Origin of the sequence: Streptomyces sp. NPDC001985 (assembly GCF_040296845.1) — a bacterium.
Classification (GTDB): Bacteria; Actinomycetota; Actinomycetes; order Streptomycetales; family Streptomycetaceae; genus Streptomyces.
Genome location: NZ_JBEOYB010000122.1, coordinates 1 through 12,543 on the forward strand (window position 1 = coordinate 1; position 12,543 = coordinate 12,543).

The 12,543-nt window shown below is 73.5% G+C and carries 15 protein-coding genes and 1 pseudogene; 2 read left to right on the forward strand and 14 right to left on the reverse strand.

Annotated features, from left to right (window positions below):
* Window positions 1-56 precede the first annotated feature (56 nt).
* From ABT122_RS31795 to asnB, 13 genes are all read right to left on the reverse strand, one after another.
* Window positions 57-371, reverse strand: coding sequence for an antibiotic biosynthesis monooxygenase family protein (locus ABT122_RS31795; RefSeq protein ID WP_351559338.1), 315 nt, complete (start codon window positions 369-371; stop codon window positions 57-59).
* A gap of 14 nt (window positions 372-385) precedes the next feature.
* Window positions 386-730 carry an antibiotic biosynthesis monooxygenase family protein gene (locus ABT122_RS31800; protein ID WP_351559340.1) on the reverse strand — a complete coding sequence of 115 codons (345 nt, stop codon included), beginning with the start codon at window positions 728-730 and terminating at the stop codon, window positions 386-388.
* Between the two features lie 3 nt (window positions 731-733).
* Window positions 734-1,483 carry an SDR family NAD(P)-dependent oxidoreductase gene (locus ABT122_RS31805; RefSeq protein WP_351559342.1) on the reverse strand — a complete coding sequence of 250 codons (750 nt, stop codon included), beginning with the start codon at window positions 1,481-1,483 and terminating at the stop codon, window positions 734-736.
* Window positions 1,480-1,959, reverse strand: coding sequence for an SRPBCC family protein (locus tag ABT122_RS31810; RefSeq protein ID WP_351559344.1), 480 nt, complete (start codon window positions 1,957-1,959; stop codon window positions 1,480-1,482). Before ABT122_RS31810 ends, ABT122_RS31805 begins: the two co-directional genes overlap by 4 nt.
* Window positions 1,956-2,219, reverse strand: coding sequence for an acyl carrier protein (locus ABT122_RS31815; RefSeq protein ID WP_351559346.1), 264 nt, complete (start codon window positions 2,217-2,219; stop codon window positions 1,956-1,958). The genes ABT122_RS31810 and ABT122_RS31815 overlap by 4 nt, the downstream gene beginning before the upstream one ends.
* A 68-nt stretch (window positions 2,220-2,287) precedes the next feature.
* Complete coding sequence (locus ABT122_RS31820; protein WP_351559347.1) at window positions 2,288-3,541, reverse strand: ketosynthase chain-length factor; 1,254 nt, start codon at window positions 3,539-3,541, stop codon at window positions 2,288-2,290.
* Window positions 3,538-4,809, reverse strand: coding sequence for a beta-ketoacyl-[acyl-carrier-protein] synthase family protein (locus tag ABT122_RS31825; protein WP_351559349.1), 1,272 nt, complete (start codon window positions 4,807-4,809; stop codon window positions 3,538-3,540). Before ABT122_RS31825 ends, ABT122_RS31820 begins: the two co-directional genes overlap by 4 nt.
* Complete coding sequence (locus ABT122_RS31830) at window positions 4,806-5,237, reverse strand: cupin domain-containing protein (protein WP_351559351.1); 432 nt, start codon at window positions 5,235-5,237, stop codon at window positions 4,806-4,808. Before ABT122_RS31830 ends, ABT122_RS31825 begins: the two co-directional genes overlap by 4 nt.
* 91 nt (window positions 5,238-5,328) lie before the next feature.
* Entirely contained in the window at window positions 5,329-5,655 is a 327-nt protein-coding gene (locus tag ABT122_RS31835) for a TcmI family type II polyketide cyclase (RefSeq protein ID WP_351559353.1), read from the reverse strand.
* A gap of 155 nt (window positions 5,656-5,810) precedes the next feature.
* The gene (locus tag ABT122_RS31840) at window positions 5,811-6,287 is read right to left on the reverse strand and encodes a PNPOx family protein (protein ID WP_351559355.1); all 477 of its coding nucleotides are present in this window, start codon (window positions 6,285-6,287) and stop codon (window positions 5,811-5,813) included.
* Window positions 6,284-7,195, reverse strand: a complete 912-nt coding sequence (locus ABT122_RS31845) for a hypothetical protein (protein WP_351559357.1) — start codon at window positions 7,193-7,195, stop codon at window positions 6,284-6,286. Before ABT122_RS31845 ends, ABT122_RS31840 begins: the two co-directional genes overlap by 4 nt.
* Window positions 7,196-7,245: 50 nt before the next feature.
* Window positions 7,246-8,274 carry a methyltransferase gene (locus ABT122_RS31850; protein ID WP_351559359.1) on the reverse strand — a complete coding sequence of 343 codons (1,029 nt, stop codon included), beginning with the start codon at window positions 8,272-8,274 and terminating at the stop codon, window positions 7,246-7,248.
* A 178-nt stretch (window positions 8,275-8,452) separates the two neighbouring features.
* Window positions 8,453-10,318 (reverse strand): asparagine synthase (glutamine-hydrolyzing), encoded by a 1,866-nt coding sequence (gene asnB, locus ABT122_RS31855; RefSeq protein WP_351559361.1) that lies wholly within the window; start codon window positions 10,316-10,318, stop codon window positions 8,453-8,455.
* Between the two features lie 223 nt (window positions 10,319-10,541).
* Between asnB and ABT122_RS31860 the strand changes: the two genes are divergently transcribed.
* Both ABT122_RS31860 and ABT122_RS31865 read left to right on the forward strand, forming a co-directional pair.
* Window positions 10,542-10,997, forward strand: a complete 456-nt coding sequence (locus ABT122_RS31860; protein WP_351559363.1) for an anthrone oxygenase family protein — start codon at window positions 10,542-10,544, stop codon at window positions 10,995-10,997.
* Between the two features lie 107 nt (window positions 10,998-11,104).
* Entirely contained in the window at window positions 11,105-12,457 is a 1,353-nt protein-coding gene (locus tag ABT122_RS31865) for an MFS transporter (protein WP_351559365.1), read from the forward strand.
* Here the strand turns inward: ABT122_RS31865 and ABT122_RS31870 are convergent.
* Window positions 12,429-12,543, reverse strand: a pseudogene (locus ABT122_RS31870) (succinate dehydrogenase); the annotation flags it as partial. The gene ABT122_RS31865 and the pseudogene ABT122_RS31870 sit on opposite strands and share 29 nt — an antisense overlap.

Sequence of the window (12,543 nt, forward strand, 5' to 3'; positions counted from 1 at the left end):
CGGCCCGGGGCCCGGCGGCGGCCCCGGGGCACCTCGCGCCCCGGGGCCGCCGGTCGTCAGCGCGTCCGCGTCCCCGCTTCCTCGAACGCCGCCGTGACCTCGTAGATCTCGAAGAAGCGGTCCCGGTCGCGGTCCTGGTACCGCCGCAGCCCGGAGGTGGCGGGCCGGTGATCGGCGGTCCGCTCCCAGGCCTTGAAGGCGGCCAGGCTCTCCCACTCGCTCATCACCACCAGCCGCCCCGGGTCGTCCACCCCGCGCAGCAGCTCATTGCCGAGCAGCCCCGGCGTCCCCGCGAGCCCGCCGCTGATCCGCTCGTACGCCCGCTGCACCGCGTCCGGTTCGTCCACCGGCGCCCGGTGCCAGATCAGCACCCGCGCCCTCCTGGTCACAGCCCGGCCCCCGGAGCGCGGGCCGCCGCTCCGGGCAGATGGGCCACACCGTCCATCAGATGCATACCACCGCCGTGGCGGTACGGATGGAGCCTCGCCCGGTGCTCCACGTGGGCGTCGCTGTGCTCGAACTCCCGGAACCGCCGCTCGTCCACCCAGTCGCTGATGACGTAGTACACCGACTTCTCCGCGGCGTCCCGCATCAGCCACTGGCCGAGGTTGGCCGGATGCCCGGTGATCACATCGCCGATGGACAGCCAGGTCTCCTCGAAGCCGTCCTCCATGCCCGGGTTGATCTCGAAGCGCAGAAACACCCGGAACGGCAGATCCCTCTCCGCCATGGCTCAGATCCCCCCGTCCACCGCGATCGAGGCACCGGTCACATAGCGGGAGAGGTCGCTCGCCAGGAAGAGCACCACATCCGCCACCTCGTCGGGCGAACCGAGCCGGCCCAGCGAGGTCAGCGACCGGTAGCGGTCCTGGAGGGCCCGGTACTTCTCCGGCGGCAGCTTCGCCGCCTCCTCCGTCTCGATGACCCCGGGGTCCACGTTGTTGACCCGGACACCCCGGCCGCCCAGCTCCTTGCAGAGGGTGCGGGTCAGCCCGATCAGACCCGCCTTCGCGGCGGTGTAGTGGGCGCGCTGCGGCAGGCCCACGGTCGCGACCCGGGAGGCCACATTGATCACCGAGGCCCGCTCCGACAGCAGCGGCAGCGCTGCCTGGGTGACCAGGAAGGTGCCGGTGAGATGGGTGTCGATCACCCGGTGCCACTCCTCCTGTGCCAGCGACTCGAAGGGGACATGGCTGATGACACCCGCGTTGTTGACCACCACGTCCAGCGAACCCAGCCGGGCGCCGACCTCCTCCAGCAGCCGCCGGACATCCTCCGCGCTGCTGACGTCCGCGCGGATCAGATGGTGGTCCCCGGGGACGTCCTTCAGCTCGCGGGCCAGCGACTCGACGGCCTCGCCCTCCTGCCGGTAGCAGGTGACGACATTCGCCCCGGCGCGGGCCAGGGTGAGCACAACGGCCCGCCCGATGCCCCGGGTCCCTCCGGTGACCAGGACATTCCGGCCGGTGAGCAGCGCGGTCATCGTCTCTCCCCCACATCTGCGCGCCGGCCTGCCGCCGCCGCCTCGATCCGCTTCTTGATGTGCGCCATCTGCACACCGCTGTTCTTCTCCAGGTGCGCGGCCATCGCCTCGTCACCGAACGGCATCTCGTCCCTGACGTGGAACTCCTGGACCCAGCGGAGCTCCACCCCGCCGTCCCGCTCGTGGTAGTCCCAGAACAGGCGCATGAACGCGAACGGGCCGGTCTCCACCCGGTGCGCGCGCACCGTACGGGTGGCCGGGTCGGCGGTGCGCACCGAGACCCAGCTCCGCACCGTGCCGTCCTCGTCGGGGTGCGTGGTCAGCCGGAAGGTGACGCTGTCGCCGTCCCGCCCGAGGATCTCCACCCGCTCGTACTCGGTGAAGAGCCGGGGCCAGGACTCCAGATCGTTGGTCATGTCCCACACGAGGTCCATGGGCGCCTCGATGTGCACCCGGCACTCGGTGCGGGCGCTCATGCCGTCCCCGCCCCGGCCAGCAGACCGCCCACGTAGTCGACGAGCTTCCCGGGGGTCGTCAGCTCCGGGACCGCGTGCTCGGGAAGAGCGATCCCGTACTCCTTCTCTATCTTGCTGACGATCTCCGTCAGCGCGAGCGAGTCGTATCCCAGCTCGGTGAAATCGGTGTCCGCGATCGCGCTGTCCAGGTCGACGGAGTCGTCCACGCCCACCGCCGCGCGCATCACGCGCCGCAGATCGTCCACGGTGAAGTCCTGCATTCCTGCCTCCGGTTCGCTGTGGATAGGGGTGTTGCGGATGCCCGCCGGCGCCGCCCGCGCCGGCGGGGTCAGCCCGCGGCGGGGCCGTCCGGTACGGCCCGGACCACCAGCGCCGCGTTGAAGCCCCCGTGGCCGCGCGCGAGCACCAGCGCGGTGCGCACCGGGGCCGGCCGGGGACGGCCCAGCACCAGATCGAGACCGAGTCCCGGGGCCGGTTCCGTGACATTCACCGTGGGCGGGATGACACCGTCCCGGATGGAGAGCAGAGCGGCCACGACATCCAGCGCCCCGGCTCCCGCGTACAGCCGTCCGGTCATCGACTTCGGGGCCGTCACCGGGACCCCGTCCGGGCCGAACACGGCCCCCAGGGCGCGGGCCTCGGCCCGGTCCCGCTCCGGCACCCCCGAGGCGTCGGCGAAGACCACGTCCACCTCGGACGGCCGCACACCGGCGTCCGCCAGAGCGCCCACGATGGCCCTGCGCAGCGTCGGTGGTCTGCCGCTGCCCGGGGGCGGGTCGAAGGAGGCGGCGTACCCCGCGATCTCGCCGTAGCGGCGGTGCGCACCGCGCTCGGCCGCCTTCTCCGCGTCCTCGACGATCAGGATCGCCCCGCCCTCGCCCGGCACATAGCCGTTGGCGTCGGCGTCGAAGGGCAGATAGGCGCGGGCCGGGGAGTCGCGGCGGCTGAGGTGCCCGGGGAGCTGGGCCACCAGACCGGCCGGTGACATCGCCGACTCGGTGCCCCCGGCCATCACCATCCGGTGGCCCTGGCCGAGCAGCCGCCGGCCGTGCCCGATGGCGTCCAGCCCGCCCGCCTGCTCGCTCACCACGACACCGCACTGCCCGCGCAGCTTGTGCCGGATCGACAGCTGCCCGGTGGTCGCGGCGAAGAACCAGGCGATCGACATATAGGCGCTGACGTCGGAGGGCTCCCCGCTCCACAGGTTCTGCAGCTCCCGCTGCCCGAACTCGACACCCCCGGTCGCGTTGGCGGTCACCACCCCCATCTCGTACTCGGGCAGCTCGGCCGGGACCACCCCGGAGTCCGCCACCGCCATCGAGGCCGCCGCGAGCGCCAGATGGCTCATCGCGGAGGTCTCCACCACCAGCCGGCTCGGCAGGTGCTCCGCCGGGTCGAAGGTCACCTCGCCCGCGAGCGTCACGGGGTACGAGGAGCAGTCGAACCGGGTGATCCGGTCGATCCCGCTCTTGCCGTCCAGCGTCGCCGCCCAGTAGGCCTCGGTGTCCAGGCCGTTGGGCGCCATCACCCCCAGCCCGGTGACCACGTTCCGCGCGCGGCGGCCCCCGTCCGTACCGCTCATGACGCCGCCGCCTCGGGGGAGGCGACCACCAGGGCGCTCTGGAAGCCGCCGAACCCGCTGCCGACCGAGAGGGCCACATCGGTACGGTGGTCACGCGCCGTCCCCGGCACATAGTCCAGGTCGCACTCCGGGTCGGCTTCCGAGAGGTTGGCCGTCGGCGGCACCACATCGTGCTCGATGGCCAGCGCGCAGGCCGCCAGCTCGATCGAGCCGATCGCCCCGAGGGAGTGGCCCACCATGGACTTGATGGAGCTCATCGGCACCCGGCGCGCGCGGTCGCCCAGCGCCCGCTTCACCGCGGCCGTCTCGTGCCGGTCGTTCTGCCTGGTGCCGGAGCCGTGGGCGTTCACATAGTCGACGGCGTCCGGGGTGAGCCGTGCCTGGTCCAGCGCCACCCGGATCGCCTCGGCCATCTCCCGGCCGTCCGGTTCGAGCCCGGTCATGTGGTAGCCGTTGGCGCGGCCCGCGTAGCCGGCGATCTCGCAGTACACATGGGCGCCGCGGCGGCGGGCCGACGCCAGCGGCTCCAGGACGAAGAACGCCGCGCCCTCGCCGAGCACCAGCCCCCGGCGGTTGATGTCGAAGGGCCGGCAGGCCGCCTCCGGCTCGTCGTTGAAGGTGGAGGTGGCCTTGATGGCGTCGAAGCAGGCCAGGGTGATCGGGGAGATCGGGGCGTCGGTCGAACCGGCGATCACCACATCCGCCGAGCCCTCGCGCAGCAGCCCGGCGGCGTAGCCGATCGCGTCGATGCCCGAGGTGCAGCCGGAGGAGACCACCGAGGCCGGGCCCTCGGCGCCCGAGGCCCAGGCCACCTCGCGCGCCAGCGAACTGGGCGCCAGATAGTCGTACAGATGCGGTACCGCGTACTCGGCGTCGACGACCCACTTGCGGCCGCCGTCGCTGACCACCCGGTACTCCTGCTCCAGGCCCATGGTGCAGCCGACCGCGTTGCCCACGGTGACGGCGGTGCGTCCCGGTTCCAGGGTGCCGGGCGCCAGGCCCGCGTCGGCCAGTGCCTCACGGGTGGCGACCACGGCCATCTGGGCGGCCCGGTCCATCCGCCGGATCTCCTGCGGGCCGAGCCCGTGCTCCTCGGGGGCGAAGTCCGCCTCGGCCGCCACCTGGCAGCGGAAGCCGGACGGGTCGAAGAAGCTGATCCGGCGGGTGGCGGTGCGCCCGGCGGTGAGCAGCTCCCAGAACGCCTCGCGCCCGACCCCGCCGGGTGCCACCACCCCGATCCCGGTGACGGCCGTGCGGACCGTGCTCATCGGGAGCCCCCGACACCGGGCAGCGGCTCGTCGGCGCGCTCCGGCAGAAACTCCAGATCGACATGGCCCAGCTCCGGGCGGGGGGCCAGCGGGGCCAGATGGAAGATCACCCGGGCCGGCTCGTCGCCCATGTTCACCATCCGGTGGGGCTCGCCGATCGGGACCATGACGGCGTCCCGCTCCGCCAGCTCGATCAGCTCCGTGCCGACACGGATCTGGAGGCGTCCGCTGACGACATAGACGAACTCCTCGGAGTACGGGTGGATGTGCTCGCACACGTACTCCCCGGGCTCCAGGGTCAGCGAGCCGCCGAAGCCCGAGGTCGACCGCACGGTACGGGGGCTGAGCAGGATGCGGACGTCACCGCCGCGCCGGTGGTTCGGTGCGACCTCGTCGGCGTTGACCTTGCTCACAGGGGTTGGGGTCACTTTCTTCTCCTCGTCGCCGGGAATCCGGCACAGGTGGCCCGGGTGACACGGGTGGCTGGCCGGCACGCGGTGGTGCCGGCCCGGGACGCCGTCAGCGGTCGGGCGTCCAGGTGTAGAAGACCTCCGCCATGGCGTCCTTCGGCTCGCTCCACTGGGGGTCGTACGGCGTCATGTACTGGGCGAGCTTCACGTGGATGTCCTGGTACAGCGGGTGGCTGCGGGCCCGGTAGAGGTTCTCGGTGATCTCGTCCCGCGACTCCACGAGCTGGAAGTACAGCCCGTGGAAGCGGAAGAGGGTGCGCCGGGTCACGCCGATCATGTGGGGCAGCTCGGTGGCGTCGGACTCGGCCCACACCCTCGCCACCGCCTCCTTGTCGGCCGGGTCCATGCGGGCGACGATGAGCTTTCTCTGCTGCACGGTTGCTTCCTCCTGCCTGCCGGGCGCCGGTCGGTCCGCCGGGCGCCGGTCTGTCCGCCGGGCGCCGGTCTGTCCGCCGGGCGTCGATCGTCCGGGGTGTCGCTCGATTCCCTGTGAAGCGCTGCTCGAAGGGGTGCGGCGCGCCCGCCGGCACGTCAGCCGGTGAGGCGGAAGCGGCCGACGCGGACCCGCGTACCGGCCAGCAGCAGTTCCTCCGGGGTCGGTACGCGGTCCCGGGGCAGCCCCACCCGCAGGGCGGCAGCCGCCGCCGGGCCCTGCCGGTCGGCGAGTTCGCCGAGCAGCGCCGCGACCTCGTCGGGGCGCTCCACGATGGTGGGTTTCGCCGTGTGCCAGCGGCCCCGCAGCCGCAGCCGCACCGGCTGCCCGCCGCGCAGACTCACCGGCCAACTGGTGCCGATGCTCGTCGCGATGACCTCGTCGCCCGCGTCCCCCCAGCGGCGGTAGCCCACCGGGACCGTGTAGTGGCGCCCGGAGCGGTGGCCGGTGTACTCCAGCAGCATCAGCCGGCGGCTGAGCGGCGCGTGCAGCCGTGAGCCCAGCAGTGGCCGGATGACGCGGTTGGCCGCCCGGGCCACCCCCATCGGCGGCGGCTTCCACTCCCCGCCGCTCATGGACCCACCCGCACCAGCCGGTGGTAGCCGCCGAAGGCGCGCGGCCGGCCCGTCTCCGTGCTGGTGACCCACGACGTCAGCAGATACTCACCCGGTGGCGCGCCCGGCCGCAGCCGGGCGACGCGGCCGGGGGAGAGCGGCGCCAGCCCCGAGGGATCGCCGGTGAACGGCATCGAGGGCGGCCGGGTGCCCGACGCCAGCGCCGCGAAGACCGCATCGATCTCCGCGCCGGTGGTCCCCGACCGCACCGGGATCAGCACCGCCTCGTTGAGCTGCCCCGAGCGGTTGACGACCAGATGGTCGCCCTCGGCGCGCAGCCTGCCGCGCGGGAGCGAGAACCCGGAACGGGTCTGCACGATCAGACCGTCCACCCGGGGAGCGACGGGATTCGGCCGCCCGGTCACGGTGAGCGGGTGCGCCACCGGGACCGCGCCCGGGGTGCTGTAGGCATAGCCGATGAGATGGTGCCGGCCCCGGGGCAGGACCGCCGTGAACGACACGGGCCGCCCGGGGGTGAGGACCGCCCCGCCCCGGTTCACCGCGTCGGCCTCCACCTTGGCCGCCGCCCGGGCCACGTCCTCGGGCCGCTCGGCCTCGGACATCGCCCGCACATCGGCCAGATACTCGGCGAGCGGCACCCGCAGGGTGATCAGCAGCAGCGACAGGCCCTTCGCGGAGGGCGTGGAGACGGTGAAGGTGACCGCTCCGGGGGCCGCGTACGACGGGGCGAGAACGCTGTCGGGCCGCACGACGACCTCGATGTCACCACCGGCCCCCGGGCGGGTACGGCCCGGCACCGGGGCGGCGGCGAGGGCCGGTGCCCCGGACAGGGCGCCGAGCAGGGCGCCGCCCGCGGTCAGCGACGCGCCGGCCAGCACCCGCCGACGGGACGGGGAAGAAGCGCTCACGGTCGGGACCTCTCCTGGTGCGGTGGTGCGGAGGCGGAGGCGGCGGGCCGTCACGCGGCGTCCTTGTGGCCGATGATCAGCGAGTCGGCGTCGGTGAGCGGCACCGTCTCGCAGCGGGTGAAGCCGGCCGCGCCCAGCCAGGAGCGGCAGTCGGCGCCGGAGTACTCCGAGCCCCCCGCGGTGACCAGCTGCATGTTCAGGCTGAGCAGCAGATTCGCCGGGTCCCTGCGCTCGTCGTCGATCAGCGCGTCGTAGATCAGCACCGCGCCGCCCGCGGGCAGGGCGTCATGGGCCTTGCGCAGCAGCACACCGCGCTTCTCGTCGTCCCAGTCGTGCAGCACATGGCCGAAGATCAGCACCTCGGCCTCGGGCAGGGGCCCGGTGAAGAAGTCACCGGCGTGGAAGGAGAGCCGGTCGCCGAGACCCAGCCGGGCGATGTGCTCGTCGAAGAACGGTTCCACCGGGGGCAGATCGAAGGAGCCGCCCCGCAGATGCGGATGGACCGAGGCGATCGCCGCGGCCAGATTGCCGCGCGCGCCGCCGATGTCGATGAACGACGCCCTGCCGCTCCAGTCGAAGGCCCGCGCGAGGGCCGGCCCCACCAGCGCGTTGGCGCCGTCCATGGCGTGCATGAAACCGCGCACCGACTCCGGCTTCGCGTAGAACTCGTCGAAGTCGCGCGGGCCCCTGGTCTGGGCCTCGCCGGTCCGCAGCAACTGGGTGAGGTCCGCCCAGAGGCCGAACTGCCAGTTCAGCATCTTCAGAAAGCCGCTCCGGCAGCCGGGCTTGCCCTCGTCGAGGTGGAAGTCCGCGACCGCGCTGTTGCGGTAGGTGCCGCCGTCGCGCTCCAGGACGCCCAGACCCACCAGGGAGTCCAGGAAGTCACGGGTGGCGCGGGGGTGCAGCCGCAGCTCCTCACGGATCTCCGGCTCCGTCGCCGGCTTCTGGGCCAGCAGGGTGAACAGACCCAGCTCCACCGCGCTGAGCAGGGTCTTCGATGCCCAGTACCGCTGGCCGAGGCTCAGTACGGCATCGGCGTCGGGGGCGGCGCCGGGGGCGGGGGTGTGCGACAGCGACATCAGAACTCCCTGAGGGGTGTGGTGGGTGTGGTGGGTGTGGTGGGTGTGAAGGGGCGGACCGGGCGGACCGGGCATCGGCTGCGGGGCCCGTCCCGGGTGCCCGGCCGGCGGCATGGGCGGGTACGGGGGTGGGCGCGCGGGCGGCCGGGAAGCGCGCGCCCCCGGGGCGCGCCCCGGGTCACAGCGCCAGCCGGACGCGGTAGACGTCCAGCCAGGCGTTGAGCTGGAAGAGCATCTCGGCATGGGTGCGGCCCACCCAGGCACGCGGACCGCTGATCAGGTTCTCTGGGGACGCGGCGAACGCGCGGGCCGCCTCCTGGTCGATCAGCGCCGCCGCCGGCGCGTCCGGGTCGGCCGCCAGCCGCAGCACCCCGTCGCACAGGGCGCGCGCGTACGCGGAGTCCTGGGTGACCGGGTAGGGGGACTTGCGCCGCTGGAGGATCGACGACGGCAGCACATCGGCGAGCGCCGCCCGCAGCAGGCTCTTCTCCCGGCCGTCGAACCCCTTCATCGACCAGGGCGCGTTGTAGACATAGTCCACCAGCCGGTGGTCGCAGAACGGCATCCGCAGCGCGAGCCCCACCGACTGGGCGATCGAGTCGCCGTGCGGCAGCAGGGTCTCCAGCCAGCTCGTGATGTTGAGATACCAGATCTCCCGCATCCGGCGCTCCTCGGCGGACTGGCCCGCCGGGTGCGGCACCCGGGCCATCGACTCCTGGTACCGCCCGGCGCAGTAGCCGGGGACATCGAGCTTGCCGAGCAGCCCGGCGTCGAGCAGATCGGTGCCCATCCCGTGGCGCCCGCCGCCGTGCCGCGCCATGGCGATCCACGGGAACGTCGGCGCCTTGAGCAGCGGCGGGATCGACATCCACATGGTGCCGCCGAAGACCCCGTCCGCCGCGTCGCCGAGCATCGCGATGTCCGCGTGCTCACCGACGGCCCGGAACAGCGAGTACAGCGAGGTGTTCATGCCGCCCAGCGGGCTGGGGACGTCCTTGGCGCGCAGCGCGTTCGCCTGCACCACCGGGTCCAGCAGATCCTCGGTGCTCAGCACCACATCGGTGTGCTCGGCGCCGATCCGCTCCACCAGCTCATGGGCGAACGGCGCGTCCGGCGACGACCACACCTCGTCCGCCCGGAACTTCCCCTCCTCGTGGAAGCCGGCGGTGAAGGTGCGCAGCGGCGCGCCGCCGCGCTCCCGCCGCGCGCGGGCGGCCAGGGCGGTCACCCCGCTGGAGTCCAGCCCGCCGGAGAGCAGCAGACAGAGCGGCACCTCGGCGTCCAGCTGCTCGGACACCGCCCGCTCCAGCAGCTCGCGCACCGTACCGACGGTGGTGTCCAGGTCGTCGGTGTGCTCCGCCGCCTCCAGGGCCCAGTAGCGCTGCTCGGCCGTCCGGCCGTCCGGCCGCACCCGCACCAGATGGCCGGGGCGGACCTGGTGCATGCCCTGGAAGACACCGTGGCCCGGGGTGCCCGCGTACGAGAGGATCTCCCGCAGCCCGTCCAGGTCGACCACCGCCTCGACCAGCGGGTGGGCCAGGATGGCCTTCCGCTCGGAGGCGAAGAGCACCCCGTGCTCCGTCGGCCGGTAGAAGAGCGGCTTGTTGCCCAATCGGTCCCGCACCAGGAACAGTTCGCTGCTGCGGTGGTCCCACACGGCGAACGCGAAGACGCCCACCAGACGCTCCGGGCACCGCTCGCCCCACCGCAGATAGGCGGCGAGGATCAGTTCGGCGTGGCCCCGGGTGCGGAAGCGGTGGCCGAGCGACTCCAGCTCGCCGCGCAGCCCCTCGGCGTTGTACACCTCGCCGTCCAGGACCGCGGTGGCCACCGCGCGTCCGTCGGCCTCGACCGTGACGGGCTCCACCACCCGCCCGGCGTCCACCAGCGCCTGGCGCCGGTGGCCGAGCGCCGCGCGGGGGGAGGCCCACACCTCCTCCCCGTGCGGACCGCGGCAGGCCATGGTCGCGGTCATCGCGCGGACCGTGGCCCGTTCGCGGGTCAGATCGCGGCGATGGTCGACCCAGCCGGCGATACCAGACATGCGCGCTCCTTGTGCTCAGGCCGCGAACGGCGGGCGTGATCGGTGCCCGACAGGCTGGCCGCCGCCCCTCGCGGGTTTCTCAAGCCCGGGTGGAGCGTTCTGACCTGCGACGGGTGGTTGAGCCCCGCTCGAACCTCCTTCGAGGCGGCACCGCCACCGTCCGGCGACGGTGTGTCCGCCGTCCGACGATCCGACGCACAGTCAAGAGAAGAGGTGAGGGACCGTGATCGAGCTGCTCGGCACCGCCGCGCTCCTCGGCAGCGGCATCGTGGCGGGTGTGTTCTTCGCCGTGGCGGTCAGCGTGCTGCCCACGGTGCAGACGCTCCCGGCGCCGCAGTACGTCCAGCTCCACCGCAGACTGGGGGAGGGGTACCACCCGGTGATGCCGCTGGTGGTCACCGGCGCGGTGACCGCCGATCTGGCGCTGCTCCTCCTGGCGCCCGGGACGGCGTCCAGGACGCTGTTCGCGGTGGCGCTGCTCGGCCTGGTGGGGGTGCAACTGGTCTCCCAGTTCGGCAATGTGCCGATCAACCGCCGGGTGCACGCGCTGGACCCGGGCGCCATACCGGCCGACTGGGACGACCCCCGGACGCCCTGGCGCAACTGGCACCGGCTGCGCACCGGTTGCGCGGTCGCCGCGCTGACCGCCAACGCCCTGGCCGTGGCGCTGCTGCCGTGAGCGGCACCGACACCCCGGCGAGGAAGGAGCCGGTGGGACCGGGGCCGCGCGCGGAGGGCGGCGGCCGGCGGGCGCGTACCGCGGGCCCCCTGCGCGCGGTCGCCGTGGTGCTGCTGGCCACCTTCATGAACCAGTTCGACGTCACCGGGGTGAATGTCGCCCTCGCCGCGCTCAAGGAGGACCTGGACGCCGGCGCGGCCACCGCCCAGTGGGTCCTGGCCGGCTACACCCTGCCGTTCGCGCTGCTGCTGGTCACCGGCGGGCGGCTCGGCGATCTGCTCGGCCGCAGGCGGGTCTTCGTCGCCGGAGCGGTGGGATTCACCGCCGGCGCGGTGCTGGCCGGCGCGGCGGTCTCGGTGCCGATGCTGGTGGCGGCCCGGGTGCTCCAGGGCGTCTGTGCCGCCATGATGGGCCCGCAGGTGCTGGCCGTGCTCCAGACCGCGGTGCCGCCCGCCCGCCGGGGCCCCGCGATGGGGCTGTACGCGGGAGTGATCGGCCTGGCGTCCGTGGCGGGGCCGGTGGTCTGCGGGGTGCTCGTCGGAGCGGACCCCTTCGGCTGGGGCTGGCGGTGGGCGTTCCTGGTGAATGTGCCCGTGGGTCTCGCCGCCGTGGCCGGAGGTCTGCTGTATCTCGGCGAGTCCTCCGCGCCCGACGGGCGCCGGCTCGACCTGGCCGGCGTCGGCCTCGCCGCGGTCGCCCTCGTCCTGCTGCTGTTCCCGCTCACCTACGGGCGCGAACTCGGCTGGCCCTGGTGGGCGTGGTCGGCGCTCGCCGCGTCGGGGCCCGCGCTCGCGGTGCTGGTGCTGCACCAGCGGCGGCGCGAGCGCGGCGGCGGGCTGCCGCTGATCGCCCTGAGCCTGTTCCGGGGGCGGGTGTTCACCGCCGGAGTGCTGGCCACCTTCAACCTGGCCGCGCTGATGACCGGGTTCTTCTTCGTCTTCGTCACCTATCTCCAGGGCGGCCACGGATTCGGCCCCTCGCACGTCGGCCGGAGCCTGCTGCCCTGGGCGCTGGGCACGACGGCGGCCTCCTTCCTCGCCATCTCGCTGGCCAGACGCCACGGGCGGCGGGTGCTCGTCGGCGGCGGGCTGCTCGCGCTGGCCGGTCTGGCGGCCCTGCTGGTCACCTTCACGGCCGCGGGCGACGGGCTCTCCGCGCCGCTGCTGGCGCCGGGGCTCGCGGTGTTCGGCGTCGGGGTGACCCTGATCGCGACCCCGGTGCTCAATGTGACGCTCTCCGGGATTCCCCGGCGGGACGCGGGCTCGGCCTCGGGGGTGTTCTCCACCTTCCGCCAGACCGGGGCCGTCTTCGGGGTGGCCCTGACCGGCGGGGTGTTCCACGGTGTGCTGGGCACGGAGGCGTCGGCCCGGGCGGCCGACTACGAACGCGCCATGGCCGCCACCACGCTGGTGATGGCGGCCGTGGTGCTGGCGACGCTGGCCTGCTCGGCGAGTCGTTGATGACGGTACGCAGCCCGTTCGCGCCGTGCAGCATGGCGAGCCAGAGCATCAGCAGATCCCAGACCTGCCAGAACGGGGACGCCCAA

Bases quoted from the DNA above. Each gene is read 5' to 3' on its own strand.
- asnB (WP_351559361.1), bottom strand. From the start codon at position 10,318: ATGTCTGGTATCGCCGGCTGGGTCGACCATCGCCGCGATCTGACCCGC.
- ABT122_RS31810 (WP_351559344.1), bottom strand. From the start codon at position 1,959: ATGAGCGCCCGCACCGAGTGCCGGGTGCACATCGAGGCGCCCATGGAC.
- ABT122_RS31825 (WP_351559349.1), bottom strand. From the start codon at position 4,809: ATGAGCACGGTCCGCACGGCCGTCACCGGGATCGGGGTGGTGGCACCC.
- ABT122_RS31800 (WP_351559340.1), bottom strand. From the start codon at position 730: ATGGCGGAGAGGGATCTGCCGTTCCGGGTGTTTCTGCGCTTCGAGATC.
- ABT122_RS31820 (WP_351559347.1), bottom strand. From the start codon at position 3,541: ATGAGCGGTACGGACGGGGGCCGCCGCGCGCGGAACGTGGTCACCGGG.
- ABT122_RS31850 (WP_351559359.1), bottom strand. From the start codon at position 8,274: ATGTCGCTGTCGCACACCCCCGCCCCCGGCGCCGCCCCCGACGCCGAT.
- ABT122_RS31815 (WP_351559346.1), bottom strand. From the start codon at position 2,219: ATGCAGGACTTCACCGTGGACGATCTGCGGCGCGTGATGCGCGCGGCG.
- ABT122_RS31805 (WP_351559342.1), bottom strand. From the start codon at position 1,483: ATGACCGCGCTGCTCACCGGCCGGAATGTCCTGGTCACCGGAGGGACC.
- ABT122_RS31840 (WP_351559355.1), bottom strand. From the start codon at position 6,287: ATGAGCGGCGGGGAGTGGAAGCCGCCGCCGATGGGGGTGGCCCGGGCG.